Consider the following 19,668-nt stretch of genomic DNA (forward strand, 5'->3'; position numbering starts at 1 on the left):
CGAGCCTAGCGCCGCCCGAATCGCCCCGGCATCCATCGAACGTCTGACATGCTGGGGGCGTGCTCGCCGTGATCCGTTACACCGTTCCAGAGGCCCAGTCGCAAGGCTTCGCCAAGCAGGCCGAGGTCATCCTCGACACGCTCGCCGCCCAGCCCGGCTACCTGCGCGGCAGGCTCGCCAGATCGGTCGACGAGCCCAACCTGTGGGCCCTGGTCACCGAGTGGGAGGGCGCCGGGTTCTACCGCCGGGCGCTGTCCACCGCCCGGATGGAGATGTACCCGCTCATGATCCTCATGGTGAACGAACCGTCCGCCTTCGAGGACGTTCTCGTCCAAGACGGGGCGTAGCGATAGTCGGGCGCGGAGCCGCTCGCCCTTCCCCTAAGCTGGGATCTCACACATTCATTTCCTCGCCGACCTCCAGCCGGAAAGAGATCCGATCAACATGGCACGACGCACCGACGTCATGGACACCATCGTCAGCCTCGCCAAGCGCCGCGGGCTCGTATACCCGTCGAGCGAGATCTACGGCGGACTGCGCGCGTCCTGGGACTACGGCCCGCTGGGCGTCGAGCTGAAGAACAACGTCAAACGGCAGTGGTGGCTGTCGACGGTCCAGTCGCGCGACGACGTGGTGGGCCTCGACTCCAGCGTCGTCCTGGCCCGCGAGGTCTGGCAGGCCAGCGGCCACGTCGAGACCTTCACCGACCCGCTCACCGAGTGCCAGTCCTGCCACAAGCGCTACCGCGCCGACCACCTGCTCGAGGCGTACGAAGAGAAGAACGGCAAGGCCCCCGAGCGCGGCCTGGCCGACGTCACCTGCCCCAACTGCGGCAACAAGGGCGCCTTCACCGAGCCCCGCCAGTTCAGCGGCCTGCTCAAGACCTACCTCGGCCCGGTCGAGGACGAGTCCGGCCTGGCCTACCTCCGGCCGGAGACCGCGCAGGGCATCTTCATCAACTACCTCAACGTGCAGCAGTCGGCGCGCAAGAAGATCCCGTTCGGCATCGGCCAGATCGGCAAGTCGTTCCGCAACGAGATCACGCCGGGCAACTTCATCTTCCGCACCCGCGAGTTCGAGCAGATGGAGCTGGAGTTCTTCGTCAAGCCCGGTTCTGACGAGGAGTGGCACCAATACTGGATCGACGAGCGCTTCCGGTGGTACTCCGATCTCGGCATCGCCAAGGACAACCTGCGCCTCTACGAGCACCCGCAGGAGAAGCTCTCCCACTACGCCAAGCGCACCGTCGACATCGAGTACCGCTTCAACTTCGCCGGCGGCGAGTGGGGTGAGCTGGAGGGCATCGCCAACCGGACCGACTTCGACCTGACCGCCCACTCCAAGGCGTCCGGCACCGACCTGAGCTTCTTCGAGCAGGAGACCGGCGAGCGCTACGTGCCCTACGTGATCGAGCCGTCGGCCGGCGTCGACCGGGCCACGCTCACCTTCCTCATCGACGCCTACACCGAGGACGAGGCGCCCAACGCCAAGGGCGTCATGGAGAAGCGCACGGTCATGCGGCTCGACCACCGGCTCGCCCCGGTCAAGGCCGCGGTGCTGCCGCTGTCGCGCAACGCCGACCTGTCGCCCAAGGCCCGCGACCTGGCCGCGGCGCTGCGCAGGCGGTGGAACGTCGAGTTCGACGACGCGGGCGCGATCGGCCGCCGCTACCGCCGCCAGGACGAGATCGGCACTCCGTTCTGCATCACGGTCGACTTCGACACGCTCGAGGACAACGCCGTGACCATCCGCGAGCGCGACTCCATGGGCCAGGAGCGCATCTCCATCGACCAGGTGGAGAGCTACCTGCGCCAGCACCTCAACGACTGACGCGCGCCGCGTCGCGGGGGGCCTCTCTACGGAGGGGCCCCCTTCTGTTGTGTGCCGCGCCGCTCACTCCAGACCCCGTGCACCGAAAAATCATGTAAAAGCCGGTGTTACGCCCTTTTTCGCGTGCCCTTGATGGAGTGGCCCCCATAGCTGAAAGACAGGGGGATCCATGGCACGCACAACACTTCTCGCGCTCGTCCTGGCCGCCGCCGGTGCGCTCCTCGCGACCGGCGGCGCCGCCATGGCCGAGCCGGAGCCTTCGGCGCTGGAACTGCGGGTCGTCGTCGACGACTGCCCCGAGGCCAGGCCATGACCGACGCCGCGCTGCTCGAACGGGCGCTGTTCGAGGTCAAGAGGGTGATCGTGGGGCAGGACCACATGGTGGAGCGGCTGCTCGTCGCGGTCCTGGCCCGCGGGCACTGCCTGCTCGAAGGGGTGCCCGGCATCGCCAAGACGCTGGCCGCCGAGACCACCGCCACGGTCGTCGGCGGCACGTTCTCGCGCATCCAGTTCACGCCCGACCTGGTGCCGTCCGACATCGTCGGCACCCGGATCTACCGGCCGTCGACCGAGACCTTCGACATCGAGCTCGGCCCGGTGATGGTCAACCTGCTGCTCGCCGACGAGATCAACCGGGCGCCCGCCAAGGTGCAGTCGGCGCTGCTGGAGATCATGGCTGAGCGTCAGGTCAGCATCGGCGGGCGCACCTACGAGGTGCCCAGGCCGTTCCTGGTGCTGGCCACCCAGAACCCCATCGAGTCGGAAGGCGTCTACCACCTGCCGGAGGCGCAGCGCGATCGGTTCCTGCTCAAGGTGGACGTCGGCTATCCCAGCGAGTCGGAGGAACTGGCGATCGCCTACCGCATGAGCGTGGACCCGCCGCGACCACAGCCGGTCCTCACCCCTGATCAGGTTGTGGCGCTGCAACGGCGCGCCGACGAGGTGTTCGTGCACCACGCCGTCGCCGAGTACGCCGTCCGCCTCGTCCACGCCACCCGCGAGCCCGAGCGTTACGGGCTGCCCGACCTGCGCGGGCTGCTCGCCTTCGGCGCCGGCCCGCGCGCCACCCTCGGTCTGCTCGCCTCCGGCCGGGCGCTGGCGCTCATGCGGGGTCGCGAGTACGTGCTGCCCGAGGACGTGCGAGACCTGGCGCACGACGTGATGGCGCACCGGCTGGTGCTGTCGTTCGACGCGCTGGCCGACGACGTCCCGCCGCGGGCCGTCGTGGACCGGGTGCTCGCGGCGGTGCCGCTGCCGGTCGTCGCCCCGCAGCAGGAGTCAGCGGCATGAGCTCCTACCTGACGGCCGAGCCCGCGCTGCGCAGGCTGGAGCTGACCATCACCAGGCGGCTGGACGGGCTGCTGCAGGGCGAGCATCTCGGACTGTTCCCCGGGCCGGGCAGCGAATCCGCGGAGGCTCGCCCGTACCTGGCCGGAGACGACGTGCGGCGGATGGACTGGAACGTCACCGCGCGCACGAACGAACCCCATGTGCGCGAGCTCGTCGCCGACCGCGAGCTGGAGATCTGGGCGCTGCTCGACGCCAGCGCCAGCATGGACTTCGGCACGGCGTCGATGGAGAAGCGGGAGCTGGCGCTGGCCGCCCTCGCCGCGGTCGGCTTCCTCACCCAGCGCACCGGCAACCGCATGGGCGCGCACCTGCTGCACGGAGACGGCGTCCGGGTGCTGCCGGCCAGGACCGGGCGGCCGCACCTGATGGCGCTGCTGCGAGCCGTGTTCTCGCTGCCGCGCACCCCGCCCGGCACCCCTGGGTCGCTCCTGGGCGCCGCCGCCGATCAGCTCTGCCGGCCTGTCAGGCGGCGCGGCCTCGTGGTCGTGGTGTCGGACTTCCTGGACGCGCCGCGGACGTGGGAGGGGCCGCTGCGACGGCTCACCGCCCAGCACCAGGTGCTGGCGGTCGAGGTCCTGGACCCGCGGGAGCTGTCGCTCCCCGACGTGGGCGTCCTGACGCTCGTCGACCCGGAGACGGGGCGGCGGCGCGAGGTCTCCACGGCCGGCGTCCGTCTCCGCCTGCGCTACGCCGAAGCGGCCGCCGGCCAGCGGGCCGCCATCGAAGCCGGCCTGCGCCGCGCGGGGGTCGCCCACCTGCGCCTGCGCACGGACGGCGACTGGGTACGCGACCTGGTGCGCCACGTCCTGAAACACCGCCGCCTCGCCCACCGCTCCGCCACCGCGGGGCCTTCCCCGGCACCCCTTTCAACCACCACGACGGCAGGCCGCCCTTCCGGAAACGGCCCCTCACCCGAGCCCGCTGGATCCGGAGAGGGCCGGAGACGGGGGCTTGCCCGGCTCGCCGCCTTCCGCCGCGCCCTCGCCCGCTCCGACGCCCCGTCTGAGGAAGACCGTCCGCTCGGTCAGGGGCGGCCGGCTGGGAGGGGGCAGGTCGTCGGTGAGGGGCCTCCGCCGGGAGGGGGTGAGGTCGCATGACGCTGCTCTCGCCGATGTGGCTGCTGTTGCTGGTGCCCGTCGCGTTGCTCGCGGCAGGGTACGTGGTCGCGCAGAGGCGGCGCACCGAGTACGCGGTGCGGTTCACGAATCTCGATCTGCTGGACAAGGTCGCCCCGCGCGGGCCGGGGTGGCGCAAACACGTGCCGGCGGCGTTGTCGCTCGCCATGTTCGTGCTGCTGGTGGGCGGGTTCGCCAGGCCGACGGCCGAGGTGACGGTGCCGAGGGAACGGGCCACGATCATGGTGGCGTTCGACGTGTCCGCCTCGATGGCGGCCACCGACGTCAGCCCCGACCGGTTCAGCGCGGCCAGGCAGGCGGCCACCCAGTTCGTGGAGCACCTGCCGCCCCGGTTCAACCTGGGCCTGGTGGCGTTCTCCGAGAACGCTTCGGTCGTCGTGCCGCCGACCACCGACCGCCCGGCCGTGCTCGGCGCGCTCGACCGGCTGACCACCACCGCGGGCACCGCCATCGGCGAGGCCGTCTACTCCTCGCTGGACGCCATCGAGGCGCTCGACACCGAGGAGCAGGCCCCGCCCGCGCACATCGTGCTGCTCTCCGACGGCGAGAACACGACCGGCCGGACCGTCGAGGAGTCGGCGCGCGAGGCGGCGGCCCGAGGCGTGCCCGTCACCACGATCGCCTATGGCACGCAGGAGGGCGTCATCGAACTCCAGGGAAGACAGTTGCCCGTGCCGGTGGACGGCCCCGCGCTGCAACGGCTCGCGGAGACGGCCGGTGGCGGCTTCTACGAGGCGGCCAGCGGCGATGAGCTCCAGGCCGTGTACGAGGACATCGGCACCTCGGTCGGCTATCGGACCGAACGGCAGGAGATCTGGCAGTGGTTCGTCGCGGCGGGACTGATCGCGGCGCTGCTGGCGGCGGCCACCTCGATGCTCTGGTTCGCGAGGCTGCCGTGAACGGGCTCGGCAGGCCCAGCGGCCCCGCCTTCACGCAGGTGCCCCTTGCCGTCCCGCCGCCCTCCCGCCCCGTGGAACCCGCGCGCCGGGGCGGTCGTCTCCTGGTGACCGCCGTGCTCGTCGCGGCGGTCACCGGTGCCGCGGCCGGACTGGCGGGGGCGGCCGCCTTCCGATACGGGGAACCCGCCACCGCACTGCCCCGGGCGGCGCCGGCCGTCTCGGGCGGCGCGACCGGGCTGAGCGCGACGGCCTCGATGGTCCTGCCGAGCGTGGTGTCCGTCGAGGCGGGCCGGGCAGGCGGGTCCGGCTTCGTGGTGGACGGGAGCGGCCATGTCCTCACCAACGCGCACGTGGTGCGGGGCGCGTTCGACGTGACGGTGGTGCTCAGCGACGGCCGCAGGCTGGGCGCGCGGGTACTCGGCTCCGACGACGACGAGGACCTGGCCGTGCTGGAGGTGGTGGGCGCGGGTTCCGCCCGGCTGCCGCCGGCCACGCTGGGCCGGTCGGCGGACCTGTCGGTGGGGGAGCAGGTGCTCGCCATCGGCTCGCCGCTCGGCCTGTCGGGGACGGTCACCGCCGGCATCGTCAGCGCCACCGATCGGGAGGTGCGGCTGGGCGGCGCGTCCCGTACCGCGGTGCAGACCGACGCCTCCATCAACCCGGGCAACTCCGGCGGCCCGCTGGTCAACGCCCGCGGCCAGGTCGTGGGGGTGAACACCGCGATCGCGGCCGGGCGGGGCGGTGGCAACATCGGCATCGGGTTCGCCATCCCCATCGACCGGGCCGCGCCCATCGCGGACCGCCTCATCCGAAACTAGGGTCCGAAGTATGCGATTGCTGGTCGTCGAGGACGAGGAAGACCTGGTGGAGGCGTTACGCGTGGGCCTGGTCCGGGCCGGATACGCGGTCGACGTGGCCGCCGACGCCCTCACCGCGCACGAGAAGCTCCAGGTCAACTCCTACGACCTGGTGCTGCTCGATCTCAACCTGCCCGGCGGCGACGGTTTCCAGCTGTGCCGGGCGGTCAGGGCGACGGGCGACGGCGTGCGCATCATCATGGTCACCGCGCGGGACCGGCTGGACGACCGCGTGCGCGGACTCGACGAGGGCGCCGACGACTACCTGGTCAAGCCGTTCGCCTTTCCCGAACTGCTGGCGAGGGTCAGAGCCCTGCTGCGCAGGGACACCGGCGGCACCTCCGTCCTCGAGGTGGGAACGCTGCGGATCGATACCGCGAGGATGGAGGTGTCGCTGGACGGGCGGGCGCTGGCGCTCACCCCCAAGGAGTACGGCGTCCTGCACTACCTGATGACCAGACCGGGCTACGTGGTCTCCAGCGAAGAACTGCTGGAGCACGTCTGGGACGAGCACGCCGACCCGTTCACCAACACCGTCCGGGTGACCGTCGGCAACCTGCGCCGCAAGCTCCAGGCCGACGGCCTGATCGAGACCGTCATCAGCCGGGGGTACCGGCTCAGGGAGCCCGCATGATCCACACCATCCGGTTCCGGCTCACCGTGCTCTACTCGGGGCTGCTCTTCCTGCTCGCGGCGCTGGTGCTGGGCGGCATCTACTACGCGGTCTCCCGTACGACCGAGCAGCGCTCGTACGCGACCGAGATCGCGAAGACGTACCGGGACGGCGAGTACGTCGGCAAGCAGGAAGTGGTGTTCATCGAAGAGGTGGAGAACGCGATCAACGTCGGGACGCTCGCCACCCTGCGCGACTACTCGCTGTACACGCTGGGCGGGCTGTTCGCGGCGAGCCTGGGCATCGGCTGGCTGCTGTCGGGCCGGGTGCTGCGGCCGGTCCGGTCGATCACCCGTACCACCGAGGAGATCCAGGCGACGGACCTGTCACGGCGGATCACCCTGCGCGGCCCGAGCGACGAGTTGAAGGACCTGGCCGACACCATCGACACCATGCTCGACAGGCTGGAGGAGGCGTTCCGGGCGCAACGGCAGCTCATCGACGACGCCTCCCACGAGCTGCGCAGCCCGCTGACGATCATCAGGGCGAACGTGGACGCGGTGCTGCTGTCGCCGGAGACGAGCGAGGAGGAGCGCGGCCGGGCCGTCGCCGTCGTGGACCGGGCCACCACCCGGATGACCCGCCTGGTCGAGGACCTGCTGGCCAGCGCCCGCAGGCAGGGCACCGCGTTCGCCGACACCGACCTGGACCTGTCGCGGGTGGCCGTCGAGGCCTGCGAGGAGTACGCGGCGCTGGCCACCGCGCGCGGCCTCACCATCACCAGGCGGCTGGTGCCCGGCCTGGAGACGACCGGCGACCAGGACGCGCTCCGGCGGGCGGTGGCCAACCTGCTGTCCAACGCGGTGCGGCTGTCCCCGCCGGGCGGGCGCGTGCGGGTGGCCGCCGGGCGGTGGGGGGCGACGGACATGATCTCCGGCGGAGCGTCCCGCCTGCGGCCGCTGCACCGCGCGGCGGGCTGGGCGGCCGCGAGGTCCGGCCACCAGAAGGCCGGTCACCGGGAGGCCGCCGTGGACGAAGCCGGCGGCTGGCTGTGGGTGGCCGTGCGCGACGACGGCCCGGGGCTGGCGGCGGAGGACCAGGCGCGGGTGTTCGACCGGTTCTGGCGCGGAGAGGCCAGCCGCCGCGACCGGCACACCGGGCTGGGGCTGGCGATCGTCAGGCAGATCGTGGAGTCGCACGGCGGCAGGGTGGCGGTGCACTCGCGGATCGGGGAAGGGGCCACGTTCGTGCTGTGGCTACCGGCCCGCGGCGGCGCCCCCGGCCCGGCGCCCGACCACAACCCGTTCCCCTGACGGTCCGGCCTGCTGCCATCGTCGCGCCTGCGGCATCCGCGGGCCGCCGCGCGGGTGCCGGCTGATCTCCATGACCGACCCGTACGCCAGCCCTTCCGACGGCTTGTATAGCAGTGATCCGATTCTGCGCCCGATGCTCAAGAATTGGTTTGAACCATTGGTATAAACCACTTCCCGAAGTGGTCGGAATAATCAATGGATTAGACCTCTGAAGGGCGTCTGAGCTGGGGAAACGTTGACTTAACCGAAGAGTGTAGTTTCATCATCAATTCCGCCGGTAGAGTCCGAGTAGAAGCGTTGATTGGAGCTGTGGTGGCCAAGTACGTTTACGACTTCACCGAGGGCAACAGGAATCTCAAAGATCTCCTGGGCGGAAAGGGCGCCAACCTCGCCGAGATGACCAATCTCGGGCTGCCCGTTCCTCCGGGGTTCACGATCACTACTGAGGCGTGCCGCCACTACCTGGCAGAGGGCGCCCTGCCCGAAGGTCTCGACCGGGAGGTCGAGGAGCACCTGCGGGCGCTTGAGGAGAGCATGGGCAAGCGGCTCGGCCAGGCCGACGACCCGTTGCTCGTCAGCGTGCGCTCGGGTGCCAAGTTCTCGATGCCGGGCATGATGGAGACGGTGCTCAACATCGGGCTCAACGACGAGTCCGTGCACGGCCTGGCGAAGCAGGCGGGCGGCAACGACCGCTTCGCCTGGGACTCCTACCGCAGGCTCATCCAGATGTTCGGCAAGACCGTGCTCGGCATCGACGGCGACCTGTTCGAGGACGCCCTCGACGCTCTGAAAGACGGCCGCCAGGACACCGACCTCGACGCCGGTGAGCTCCAGCGCCTGGTCGAGTCGTACAAGGGCATCGTCCGCGACCAGACCGGCGACGACTTCCCCGCCGACGCGCGCGAGCAGATGCGGATGGCCGTCATGGCCGTCTTCGACTCCTGGAACGCGCCGCGCGCGATCCTCTACCGCCGCCAGGAGCGCATCCCGGCCGACCTCGGCACCGCCGTCAACATCTGCTCCATGGTCTTCGGCAACTGCGGCGGCGACTCCGGCACCGGCGTCGCCTTCACCCGCGACCCCGGCAGCGGCCGCCAGGGCATCTACGGCGACTACCTGCAGAACGCGCAGGGCGAGGACGTCGTCGCCGGCATCCGCAACACGATCCCGCTGCAGGAGCTGGAGCGGCTCGACAAGCGCTCCTACGACGAACTGCTGTCGATCATGGAGACGCTGGAGAACCACTACCGCGACCTGTGCGACATCGAGTTCACCATCGAGCGCGGCAAGCTCTGGATGCTGCAGACCCGCGTCGGCAAGCGCACCGCCGGCGCCGCCTTCCGCATCGCCACCCAGCTCGTCGACCAGGGCCTCATCACCATGGACGAGGCCGTCACCCGGGTCACCGGCGACCAGCTCGCCCGCCTCATGTTCCCCCGCTTCGACGCCGGCGCGGACAAGCGGCGCATCGCCAAGGGCATGAACGCCTCGCCGGGCGCGGCCGTCGGCAAGGCCGTCTTCTCCTCCGAGCGGGCCGCCGAGCTGGCCGCCCAGGGCGAGGACGTCATCCTGGTGCGCCGCGAGACCAACCCGGACGACCTGTCCGGCATGATCGCCGCCCGCGGCATCCTCACCAGCCGAGGCGGCAAGACCTCGCACGCCGCCGTGGTCGCCCGCGGCATGGGCAAGACCTGCGTGTGCGGCGCCGAGGAGCTGGACGTCGACACGGCCGGCCGCACGTTCTCCGCCCCCGGCGGCGTGGTCGTCAACGAGGGCGACGTGATCTCCATCGACGGCACCAGCGGAGAGATCTTCCTCGGCGAGGTGCCGGTGGTCGCCTCCGCCGTGGTCGAGTACTTCGAAGGCGCCGAGCCCGAGGACGACCTGGTCAAGGCGGTCGACCGCATCATGCGGCACGCCGACGGGGCACGCCGCCTGGGCGTGCGGGCCAACGCCGACAACCCCGAGGACGCCGCCAGGGCGGTCCGCTTCGGCGCCGAGGGCATCGGGCTGTGCCGCACCGAGCACATGTTCCTCGGCGACCGCCGCCAGCTCGTCGAGGACCTGGTGCTCGCCGCCGGAGCCGAGGAGCGGCAGGCCGCGCTGGACGCGCTCGAACCCCTCCAGAAGTCCGACTTCGTGGGCATCTTCCAGGCGATGGGTGACCGGCCGGTGACCATCCGGCTCATCGACCCGCCGCTGCACGAGTTCCTGCCCGACATCGTCGGGTTGTCCGTCAAGGTCGCCACCGGCGAGGCCACGGACAAGGACCGCGCCCTGCTGGCCGCCGTCAAGAGACTGCACGAGCAGAACCCGATGCTCGGCCTGCGCGGCGTACGGCTCGGCCTGGTCATCCCCGGCCTGTTCGCCATGCAGGTACGCGCCATCGCCCAGGCCGCCAAGGAGGTCCCCGGCGCCCGGCCGGAGATCATGATCCCGCTCATCGCCGCCGTGCAGGAGCTGGAGTGCGTCCGCGAGGAGGCCGCCGCCATCCTCGCGGAGGTGGGTGTCGACGCGCTGATCGGCACCATGGTCGAGACGCCGCGGGCCGCCCTGACCGCCGGGCAGGTCGCCGAGGCCGCCGAGTTCTTCTCGTTCGGCACCAACGACCTCACCCAGATGGCGTGGGGCTTCTCCCGCGACGACGTCGAGGCCTCGTTCTTCTCCCGCTACCTGGAGCTGGGCATCTTCGGCGTCTCCCCGTTCGAGACCCTCGACCGCGAGGGTGTCGGCCGGCTGGTCGCGATCGCCACCGAGGAAGGCCGTGCCACCAGGCCCGACCTCAAGATCGGCATCTGCGGCGAGCACGGCGGCGACCCGGACTCCGTCCATTTCTGCCACGACACCGGGCTCGACTACGTCTCCTGCTCACCCTTCCGCATCCCGGTCGCCCGCCTCGAAGCCGGCCGCGCCGCCCTCAGCGACACCGACTCCGACACCCGCTGACCGACCTTCCCCCACCGGAAAGACCCCGTCCGAGGAAGTCCTCGTACGGGGAGCTCCCGGGCCGGGTCCCGTCCGGGGAGGTCTCGTACGAGGAGAGGCCCCCGTACGGGGAGTTTCCGGCGGACGATGGTCCCCTACGGAGAGTTTCGGGGACGCGCCCTATCTGGGGGAGATCCCGTACGAGAAGAGGTCTCGTACGGGAAGTTCCGAGACGGGTCCCGTCCGGGGGATAGTCCCGTACGGGGAGGGTCCTGTACGGGGAGTTCTGTGGCGGGGGGATGGTCCCGTGCGTGGAGTTTCGGGGACGGTCTCGTCCGGGGGACGGTCCCGTACGGAGGGTCTCGGGGACGCGTCCTACCTCAGGGAATGTCTCGTATGGGGAAGGTCCCGTACGGAGACTTCCCGGGATGGTCTCGTGCGGAGATGGTCCCGCGCGGAGAGTTTCGGGAACGGGTCCTGCCTGGGGAGGGTCTCGCATGGGGGTTCGGGGACGGTCTCGTCCGGGGGATGGTCCCGTATGGAAGGTTTCGGGGACGCGTCCTACCCGGGGAGGGTCTCGTACGAGGAGAGGTCTCGTACGGGGAGTTTCGGGGTCGGGCCCTGTCTGGAGGTCCGACCGAGGAAGGTCCCCTCCGAGGAAGGTCTCGTACGGGGAAGGTTCGTACGAGGAAGGTCCCGTACGGGGAGTTTCGGGGACGCGTCCTGTCGGGGGGAGGTCTCGTACGGGCGAGGGTTCGTACGAGGGAAGGTCCCGTACGGAGAGTCTTGAGGATGGGGCTCGTACGGGGGAGGTCAGGGGGACGGGATGGGGGTTGGTTCGGCGTTGGCTGGGATGTAGTCGTGGCGTACGCCGAGGTCGCCGAGCCAGGTCCGGAGGCCGCCGATGGCCGCGGGGTCGGCGGACACCTGGGCCGCGTAGCCGGAGAGGGCCACCTCCTCGCCGTCGTCGTACAGCAGCCGCGCCGGCCCCGACCAGGACAGCGCCCAGCGGGCCTGGCCGTGCTGGATCAGCAGGCCCTCCAGGGCGGCGCCCAGCACGCGCGCGAGCAGTCCCTCCTCGGCGGCCCACCCCAGCTCGCGCAGAGCCGCCTCCAGCTCCGCCTGACGCCCTCTGGCGATGGCCTCGAAGGCCGCGTCCAGGTACGGCCTGGACGCCCCGACCACCCGGGCACCCGCCACCGCCAGGTCGCGCAGCGCCTCGGCGTTGCGACCCTCGTACATGCCCTGTGAGACCAGCTCGTCCCAGGACACCGGACGCAGGGCGGCCGCCGCCTGCGGCGTCCACAGGGACCCTTCCACGGCGTTGGCGGCAACGTCGGCGTCGTGCAGCAGCATCAGCGCTGAGCGCGGGTCGGGCACGTGCTCGGGCTCCGGCAGCCGCTCCACCGCCGCCAGCCGCTCGGACAGGCTCGGATGCGAGTCGTACGGGGACGTCTCCTCGGGCCGCGCGGCCAGCTCGGTCAGCTGGGCCCGCCGGGACTCGTCGTTCAGCAGCGACTGGAAGCCGCCGAACACGGCCGCGGGCCGGCAGCCGCCCGCCCCCGCCATCGACAGGTACGTGGCCGTGTAGAGCTCCCAGGCCGCCGCCGTGTAGTGGATCTTGCGCAGCGCGTCGGCCATCGCCTGCCGCCCGCCGATCGCCACCGCGAGCTCGTCGGCCTCCAGCTCCTGCCTGCGCGACACGGCCTGCGACACCCGCATGTAGAGCTTGGCGTACCAGGTGAACAGCCGCTGGACGAACGGGTGGCGGTCCAGGCCCCGCACGGTCGCGATGAGCGAGACCCGCCCGCGGTAGACGGGCGCGCCGAGCCGGGTGTGCGCGCCGCTGTAGTGGCCCAGCTCGTGCCCGAGCACCGCCCGCATCTCGTCGACCGTGAGCGTCTGCAGCAGCGGCAGCCCGATGTACATGCGCCGCCTGGTGGCCTTCAGCCCGAGGAACCGGGTGTCTTCCGCGACCGCCGCGTTGACGTCCGGCAGCAGCCGGATCTCGTCAGGCGGCGCGGTGCGGACCCGGCGGGCCAGGTCCTCGACGGTCTGCCACAGCACCGGCTCGTGCTCCCTGGTGACCGCCACGCCCGGCTGCTCGCCGCTTTGCCTGCGGCTGACCATGATCAGTGTCCGGACGAGCGCGGCGGCGGCCAGCGTCAGCACCACGGCGAACTTGATCAAGTTGGCGTGGAAGTCGATGATCAGCAGCACGTCGAGCGCGACCGCCGCCAGCACGATCACGCCGACGAGCACGTAGAAGCCGGCGAGCAGGCAGAAGGCGAGGACGGCCCGGAACGCGGTCGTCATGGGTGAGGGCTCCCGGGGACGGGGGGACTCTGGCGTGGCTTCGACCCTAGCGAAAACCGGAAACCGGATAAAATCGCTCCCTTATGGCCGGCTACGACGAACACGACACCGCACGCTGGGTGCCCGAACCACCCGGCAACCCCGAGCGCAGCGCGTTCGAACGAGACCGCGCACGGGTGCTCCACAGCGCCGCGCTGCGCAGGCTCGCCGCCAAGACGCAGGTGGTCGGCCCGGCCGAGGCGCTCGGCGCCGGCCAGCACATCCCGCGCACCCGGCTCACCCACTCGCTGGAGTGCGCCCAGGTCGGCCGCGAGATGGGCGCCACCCTCGGCGTCGACCCCGACCTGGTGGAGACCGCCTGCCTCGCGCACGACCTGGGCCACCCGCCGTTCGGCCACAACGGGGAGACGGCGCTCGCCGAGCTGGCCGAGCCCTGCGGCGGCTTCGAGGGCAACGCGCAGAGCCTGCGGCTGCTCACCCGGCTGGAGGCCAAGGTCATCGCCGACGACGGCACCAGCGCCGGGCTCAACCTCACCAGGGCCGCGCTGGACGCCTCCATCAAGTACCCGTGGACCCGCGGCGAGTCGCCCAAGTTCGGCGTCTACGACGACGACCTGCCGGTGTTCCGGTGGATCAGGGACGGCGCGCCCGACGGCCGGGTCAGCTTCGAGGCGCAGATCATGGACTGGGCCGACGACGTCGCCTACTCGGTGCACGACCTGGAGGACGCGCTGCACTCCGGCCACGTCGTCCCGGAGGCCCTGCGTTCGCCCGCCGAGCGCGCGGCCGTCTGCGTGACGACCCGCACCTGGTACGCGCCCGGCGCCGACCTCGCCGAGCTGGAGGAGCTCTTCGCGGAGCTGGTCGCCGCCCCGCCGTGGCCCCGCCGCTTCACGGCCACCCTCTCCGACCTGGCCGGGCTCAAGGCGCTCACCAGCGGGCTCATCGGCCGCTTCTGCCGCGCCGCCCAGACGGCCACCAGGGAGTCGTACGGCCTGCGCCACCGGACCAGCCTCGTCGTGCCGGAGTCGACCCGCCTGGAGTGCGCGCTGCTCAAGGGCATCACCGCCCACTACGTGATGGCCACCGAGGACCACCACGCCAACCAGGCCAGGCAGCGTGAGCTGATCATGGAGCTGGCCTCGCTCATCACCCTCGGCGCGCCCGGCACGCTGGAGCCCGCCTTCAGGCGCGCCTTCGACGAGGCGGCCGGCGACGCGGACCGCGTGCGGGTGGTCATCGACCAGATCGCCTCGCTGACCGACACCTCCGCCGTCGCCTGGCACCGGCGGCTGTCACGCTGAGCGCGTCACCGCACGGTGCCGACCGACGCCGTCGGCGCGAGCGTGATCGCGAGCTCCGGCGTGGGGGTGGCGCGCTTCTTCTTCCGCGTCGGCGTCGGGGTCGGCTCGGCCGACGCGGGCTCGGCCCGCTTCCCGCCGCACAGCAGCCTGCACGGCGGCGTCTCGCCGAGCTTGCGGCGTAGCGCCAGCGTCTCCTGGCGGGGCGAGAACGTGCGGTTGCCGGACCGCCACGCGTCGAGATAGTCCCACGGCTCGACCATGCCCCTGCGCACCCACCAGAACGCCGGGCCGGTCTTCCAGGAGATCGCGAAGTAGAGGTTGGGGCCGGTGTCGCGGGCGTTGCCCGACGTGCCGACCCGGCCCAGCGTCTGGCCGCCCTTCACCTTCACACCCGGCCGGATGCCCTCGGCCACGCTGTCGAGGTGGGCGCCCAGGTAGCGCACCCCGTCGTCGCCGATGACCGTGACGAACCTGCCCTCGCGGTGGGCGCCCTCGTCGGTGGACGGCAGCCACCGGTTGGCGGTGTTGACCTCGTCGACCACGCCGTCGACCGGCGCCACGAACGCGCATCCCCGCGGCGCCCAGATCGTCGTCTTCGGCAGCACCAGCAGCTTGCTCTGGTAGGTCACCTCGCAGCCCTTGACGGGGAAGGTGTAGGTGTACTTGGAGAGCTTCGGAGGCGGCACCCGCACCGGGTCGTCGCCCGCGGGCGGCTCGACGGGGCCCTGCGGGGCCGGTGTCGGGGCCGGCGAGGTCACCGCCGCGGAGCCCGCGCCGGACGTGGTGGCGGCCGACCGCACGCCCGCGATCCCGGCCGGCTGGCTGCAGCCGCTCACCAGCAGCGCGGCGCCGGCCGACGCCGCCAACAGGCCGATCCGCCCCGCTCGCATGATCTCCACCGTATCCGAGGACAACCTTTACCTTTGTAGCCGACAGGGAGCGGTCCCATAACGTCTTTCGGACCAACGGGTGCGACCTGTTCCATCCCGCTGCTTCCTCTCCGTCCCGCAGGTCACATCGCTCTCAGTGGGAGAAGTGTCGGGCGCTCCGCATAGACTCACCGGCGTGGCTGGCCGGATCCGTGACGTCGACATCGCGCTCGTACGCGAGCGTTCCCCCATCGCCGACGTGATCGGCGAGCACATCCAGTTGCGCAACGCCGGAGGCGGCAACCTCAAGGGGTTGTGCCCGTTCCACGATGAGAAGTCGCCTTCCTTCAACGTCACCCCCGAGCGGGGGATGTACTACTGTTTCGGCTGCTCCGAAGGCGGTGATGTGATCACCTTCGTGGAGAAGGTCGAGCATCTGACCTTCGGCGAGGCGGTCGAGCGGCTGGCGCAGCGGGCCGGCATCCAGTTGCAGTACGAGCAGGGCGGCTACGTGCCGCGGCGCGACCACGGCGAGCGGGCGCGGCTGATCGAGGCGCACCGGCTGGCCGCGGAGTTCTACGCCGCCAAGCTGTTCGCGCCCGACGCCGGCGCCGGGCGGCGGTTCCTGTCGGAGCGGGGGTTCGAGCGGGCCGACGCCGAGCTGTTCCAGGTCGGTTACGCCCCGGCCGAGTGGGAGGCGCTGACCCGCCACCTGCTGGCGCGCGGGTTCAGCGCCGAGGAGCTGGTCAAGGGCGGGCTGGCCAAGCAGGGGCGGCGCGGGCCGATCGACCGGTTCCGCGGGCGGCTGATCTGGCCGATCAAGGACTCGACCGGCGACGTGATCGGGTTCGGCGCCCGCAAGCTGCTCGACTCCGACGACGGCCCCAAATACCTCAACACCCCCGACTCCCCGCTCTACAAGAAGAGCCAGGTGCTCTACGGCATCGACCTGGCCAAGCGCGAGATCTCCAAGCGGGCCCAGGCGGTGATCGTCGAGGGCTACACCGACGTGATGGCCTGCCACCTGGCGGGCGTGCCGACGGCGGTGGCGACCTGCGGCACCTCGTTCGGCGAAGAGCACATCAAGATCCTGCGCCGGTTCCTGCTCGACCAGGCCGAGTTCCGGGGCGAGGTGATCTTCACCTTCGACGGCGACGCGGCCGGCCAGAAGGCGGCGCTGCGGGCCTTCGCCGACGAGCAGAAGTTCGTCACGCAGACCTACGTCGCCATCCAGGCCGACGGGCTCGACCCGTGCGACCTGCGGGTCAAGCAGGGCGACGCGGCGGTGCGCGACCTGGTCGCGAGCCGCGAGCCGCTGTTCCAGTTCGCCATCCGCAGCACCATCGACCGCTACGACCTGCGCAGCAACGAAGGCAAGATCGCGGCGCTCGACGCGGCGGCGCCGATCGTGGCCGGCATCAAGGACGCGGGGCTGCGCAAGCGCTACGCCATCGACCTCGACCGGTGGCTCGGGTTCATGGACGAGCGGTTCGTCATGCAGCGCATCGGCGAGGTGGGGCGGGCGCAGGCGGGCCGCCCGCAGCAGGCCCCCCGGCCCGCTCCGGTCGATCCGCACGTACGGGTGGAGGCCGAGCTGCTCAAGCTGGCCGTGCAGCGGCCGGCGCTGCTCGGGCCGCGCTTCGACGCGCTCGACCCGCAGGCGTTCACCGCGCCCGACCACGTGACGCTGCAGCGGTTGATCGCGGCGGCGGGCGGGCTGGCGGCGGCGGGTCACGGCGGCCGCCCGTGGGTCGACCGGCTGCTCGAACACGCCCACGAGGAGGGCGCGGCGGCGCTGGTGACCCGGTTCGCGGTGGAGACCATCCAGGCCGACTCCCACGCCGAGGAGCGCTACGCGGGCGCGATGCTCGCGGCCATCGAGGCCATCGCCGTCGACCGGGCCATCGCCCAGGTGAAGTCCCGCATCCAGCGGCTCAACCCGGTCGACGAGCAGCAGGAATACAACAAGCTCTTCGGCGAGCTGGTGGCCCTGGAGCAGCAGCGCCGGGTCCTGCGCGACCGGGCGGCCGGAAGCTAGCCCGCCGGACGCCGGCGAACTTTCGCCGGGCGGCCTCTGTCCAACACCCCGTGAAGATCCGAATGGTGACCGTTCTGGTGGCGGGGTCCGCCGTCCTGGCGGGCGGTGGCGGCGTCGCCGTCGCGGACGTCCCGGTGCGGACGGGATGGCTGCCCAACTGCGGCGGCGACTACTTCAAGCCGTGCGAGGGCGAGCCGTACCGGCTGCTGATGCGTGACGGGCGCTGGGTGAAGCTGCCCGACGCGGCCCGCTACGCGACGAAGGCCGACGGGTCGCGGGCGGGCGAGGCGGAGGACGGGCCGTCGCCGCTGGAGGTCAGCGGCGACGGCCGCGCCATCGCCTACTTCCGGGCCGGCGACGGGCGGCTGGTGGTGCGACGGGGGCCCGGCGGGAAGCCGGTCGTGCTCCCGGCCTACGGCGAGGGGGCCGGCACCGCGCACGTCCGGTTGCTGCTCTCGGCCGACGGGCGGCGGCTGCTGGTCGACTTCAGCGACGCGGCGAAGCGGCGCGACGGCGTGGTGGTCGACACGTCGTCCGGGCGGACGCTGAGGGGCGTCCCGGCGGGGGACCGGGCGCTCGGGTTCAGCGCCGACGGGGACGAGGTGCTGGCCACCCGGGACCGGCCCGACCGGACCGTCCAGGTCGTCGTCCACCGGCTCCGCGGCGGTTCGCACGCGGTCACGCCGCCGCAGGAGGTGGTGATCCACCACACCGCCCTGGCGCTGGCCGCCGACGGGCGGACGCTCCTGGCGCTGCTGCCGCAGGGATTGACGAGCGAGAAGGCGCCGCAGCAGGTGCGCCGCTACGACCTGCGGCGCGGGGCGTGGCTGGGCCCCGGCAGGGTGGTCGGGCCCCGGTACGGCGCGGGCTCGCTGGAGTGGGGGCCGAACGGCCGGCTGCGGCTCGTCAGGGAGCTGGGGGACATGGGCGCCGCGTCGTTCTGGATCCACGCCCTCGATCCGGTGACCGGGAAGACCCGGCGGCTGGACGCGTACGAGATCGCAGCCACGGGACCGGTGAAGTGATGATCAACGCGATGCTGGTGCTCTCCCTCGTCATCACGGGCGTTCCGGCTGGCGCGGAGGGCACGCACATCCGCTACGCCGTGCAGCGGGTCTGCGGCGAGAAGGCGTGTGGCAAGCTGCGCCTCGTCCTGGCCGACGGGAGCGCGCACGAGTTGCCCGACACCTCGACCGGCGAGGGGCACGAGCCGGTGGCGGTCAGCGCCGACGGCAGCCGCGTCGCCTACTTCCGGGCGGGGGACCGCAGGCTGATCGCCTACGAGCTCGGCGGGAAGCGGCGGTTCGTCGGCACGGTCAAGCAGCCCGCGAACGAGGTCGGCGTGGACGCGACCCGCCTGCTGCTGTCGCCGGACGGGTCGCGGCTGGCGTACCTGCCCAACGACCCGGGCAGGCGGATCCGGGTCTACGACGTGCGCTCGGGCCGGGCCGTCGGCACGCTCCCGGCCGAGGACGGCTTCTCCTGCACGGCCGGGTTCAGTGGCGACGGCGGGGAGCTGCTGCGGGTGGAGGAGAGCATGCTGATCGCCGCGCGGGTCACCGATCTGCGCGGGCGCACCCTGCGCAGGGACGTGCCGCCGCAGGTGGTCGCCCACAACCTGCCCCGCCGGCCCTCGTCCGTGGCCGACGGCGGGGGCGACGACCGGCCCAGGGTGGCGGCGGCGGCCGCCGACGGACGGCGGCTGGCCGTGTACGTGCCGGGGGAGCGGCCGTCGATGATCGTCTACGACCTCGGCTCGCGGAAGGTGACCGCGAGGGTCCAGCTTCCGGCGGGCGTCCGCCCGGCCGCGGCGACATGGACCGGAACGGCGGAGGTGACCGTACGCGGCGACGGCGGGGGAATGGACCGGCGGGTGCGCGTGGATCTCGATGAGAAGCGGGCCGAGATCGTCGAAACGTACGACAGGCCCGCCGGAGGGACGGTCTACCACGCGGGTGGCTGATCGGCGCATAGCCGAGTGGTAGACCCGGTAATGCCGCACAAAGCGGCATCCGGGCAGACCCATGTGTCCGGCGCTTCACCGAGCCGGACACACCAATCCAGACCGCGTAATTGACTTTACTTTCCTGATCAAACTCCGGCTAAACCTTAAAGGGATCTCAATTCGGTAAGGGTGATGGCCTTACCTTCGGTGACAAAAATGGGTCTGCCATTTTATGGAACCAATACTGCAGACTGTCTCCCGTGGGTGCATCGG

Annotated in this window: 16 protein-coding genes; 14 read left to right on the top strand and 2 right to left on the bottom strand. The window is 71.6% G+C overall.

The genetic code is table 11. The features are described from left to right. The first annotated feature begins 59 nt into the window (after positions 1-59). The 10 genes from ABD999_RS15000 to ppdK all read left to right on the top strand — a co-directional run bounded on the left by ABD999_RS15000 (position 60) and on the right by ppdK (position 10,944). Positions 60-347 carry an antibiotic biosynthesis monooxygenase family protein gene (locus ABD999_RS15000; RefSeq protein WP_148033355.1) on the top strand — a complete coding sequence of 96 codons (288 nt, stop codon included), beginning with the start codon at positions 60-62 and terminating at the stop codon, positions 345-347. Between the two features lie 97 nt (positions 348-444). After that, complete coding sequence (locus ABD999_RS15005) at positions 445-1,830, top strand: glycine--tRNA ligase (RefSeq protein WP_187281306.1); 1,386 nt, start codon at positions 445-447, stop codon at positions 1,828-1,830. Positions 1,831-1,999: 169 nt separating this feature from the next. After that, on the top strand, positions 2,000-2,143 hold the full coding sequence (locus ABD999_RS15010) for a hypothetical protein (RefSeq protein WP_271274750.1): 144 nt from the start codon (positions 2,000-2,002) through the stop codon (positions 2,141-2,143). Then, on the top strand, positions 2,140-3,120 hold the full coding sequence (locus ABD999_RS15015; protein ID WP_271274751.1) for an AAA family ATPase: 981 nt from the start codon (positions 2,140-2,142) through the stop codon (positions 3,118-3,120). The genes ABD999_RS15010 and ABD999_RS15015 overlap by 4 nt, the downstream gene beginning before the upstream one ends. Beyond that, complete coding sequence (locus tag ABD999_RS15020) at positions 3,117-4,277, top strand: DUF58 domain-containing protein (RefSeq protein WP_333485679.1); 1,161 nt, start codon at positions 3,117-3,119, stop codon at positions 4,275-4,277. Before ABD999_RS15015 ends, ABD999_RS15020 begins: the two co-directional genes overlap by 4 nt. Next, a complete protein-coding gene (locus ABD999_RS15025; RefSeq protein ID WP_271274752.1) occupies positions 4,274-5,215 on the top strand; it encodes a VWA domain-containing protein in 942 nt (313 codons plus the stop codon). Before ABD999_RS15020 ends, ABD999_RS15025 begins: the two co-directional genes overlap by 4 nt. Next, positions 5,212-6,033: a S1C family serine protease gene (locus ABD999_RS15030; RefSeq protein WP_345482748.1), complete on the top strand. Its 822-nt coding sequence runs from the start codon at positions 5,212-5,214 to the stop codon at positions 6,031-6,033. The genes ABD999_RS15025 and ABD999_RS15030 overlap by 4 nt, the downstream gene beginning before the upstream one ends. Before the next feature lie 10 nt (positions 6,034-6,043). Next, positions 6,044-6,706, top strand: coding sequence for a response regulator transcription factor (locus ABD999_RS15035; protein ID WP_148033350.1), 663 nt, complete (start codon positions 6,044-6,046; stop codon positions 6,704-6,706). Then, the gene (locus tag ABD999_RS15040) at positions 6,703-7,998 is read left to right on the top strand and encodes a sensor histidine kinase (protein ID WP_271274754.1); all 1,296 of its coding nucleotides are present in this window, start codon (positions 6,703-6,705) and stop codon (positions 7,996-7,998) included. The genes ABD999_RS15035 and ABD999_RS15040 overlap by 4 nt, the downstream gene beginning before the upstream one ends. Before the next feature lie 312 nt (positions 7,999-8,310). Continuing rightward, a complete protein-coding gene (gene ppdK, locus ABD999_RS15045) occupies positions 8,311-10,944 on the top strand; it encodes a pyruvate, phosphate dikinase (protein ID WP_271274755.1) in 2,634 nt (877 codons plus the stop codon). 792 nt (positions 10,945-11,736) lie between these two features. Here the strand turns inward: ppdK and ABD999_RS15050 are convergent. Continuing rightward, entirely contained in the window at positions 11,737-13,239 is a 1,503-nt protein-coding gene (locus tag ABD999_RS15050; protein WP_271274756.1) for a M48 family metallopeptidase, read from the bottom strand. A gap of 83 nt (positions 13,240-13,322) precedes the next feature. Between ABD999_RS15050 and ABD999_RS15055 the strand changes: the two genes are divergently transcribed. Then, entirely contained in the window at positions 13,323-14,543 is a 1,221-nt protein-coding gene (locus tag ABD999_RS15055) for a deoxyguanosinetriphosphate triphosphohydrolase (protein WP_271274757.1), read from the top strand. A gap of 5 nt (positions 14,544-14,548) precedes the next feature. Here the strand turns inward: ABD999_RS15055 and ABD999_RS15060 are convergent, their stop codons facing one another. Next, positions 14,549-15,433, bottom strand: coding sequence for a M23 family metallopeptidase (locus ABD999_RS15060; protein WP_219549759.1), 885 nt, complete (start codon positions 15,431-15,433; stop codon positions 14,549-14,551). Between the two features lie 175 nt (positions 15,434-15,608). Between ABD999_RS15060 and dnaG the strand changes: the two genes are divergently transcribed. From dnaG to ABD999_RS15075, 3 genes are all read left to right on the top strand, one after another. Next, positions 15,609-17,450 (top strand): DNA primase, encoded by a 1,842-nt coding sequence (gene dnaG, locus ABD999_RS15065; RefSeq protein WP_271274758.1) that lies wholly within the window; start codon positions 15,609-15,611, stop codon positions 17,448-17,450. Positions 17,451-17,512: 62 nt separating this feature from the next. After that, a complete protein-coding gene (locus tag ABD999_RS15070) occupies positions 17,513-18,475 on the top strand; it encodes a YncE family protein (protein WP_345482750.1) in 963 nt (320 codons plus the stop codon). Then, positions 18,475-19,413, top strand: coding sequence for a WD40 repeat domain-containing protein (locus ABD999_RS15075; protein WP_345482751.1), 939 nt, complete (start codon positions 18,475-18,477; stop codon positions 19,411-19,413). Before ABD999_RS15070 ends, ABD999_RS15075 begins: the two co-directional genes overlap by 1 nt. Positions 19,414-19,668: the final 255 nt, after the last annotated feature.

This window comes from Nonomuraea ferruginea, assembly GCF_039540635.1.
GTDB lineage: Bacteria > Actinomycetota > Actinomycetes > Streptosporangiales > Streptosporangiaceae > Nonomuraea > Nonomuraea ferruginea.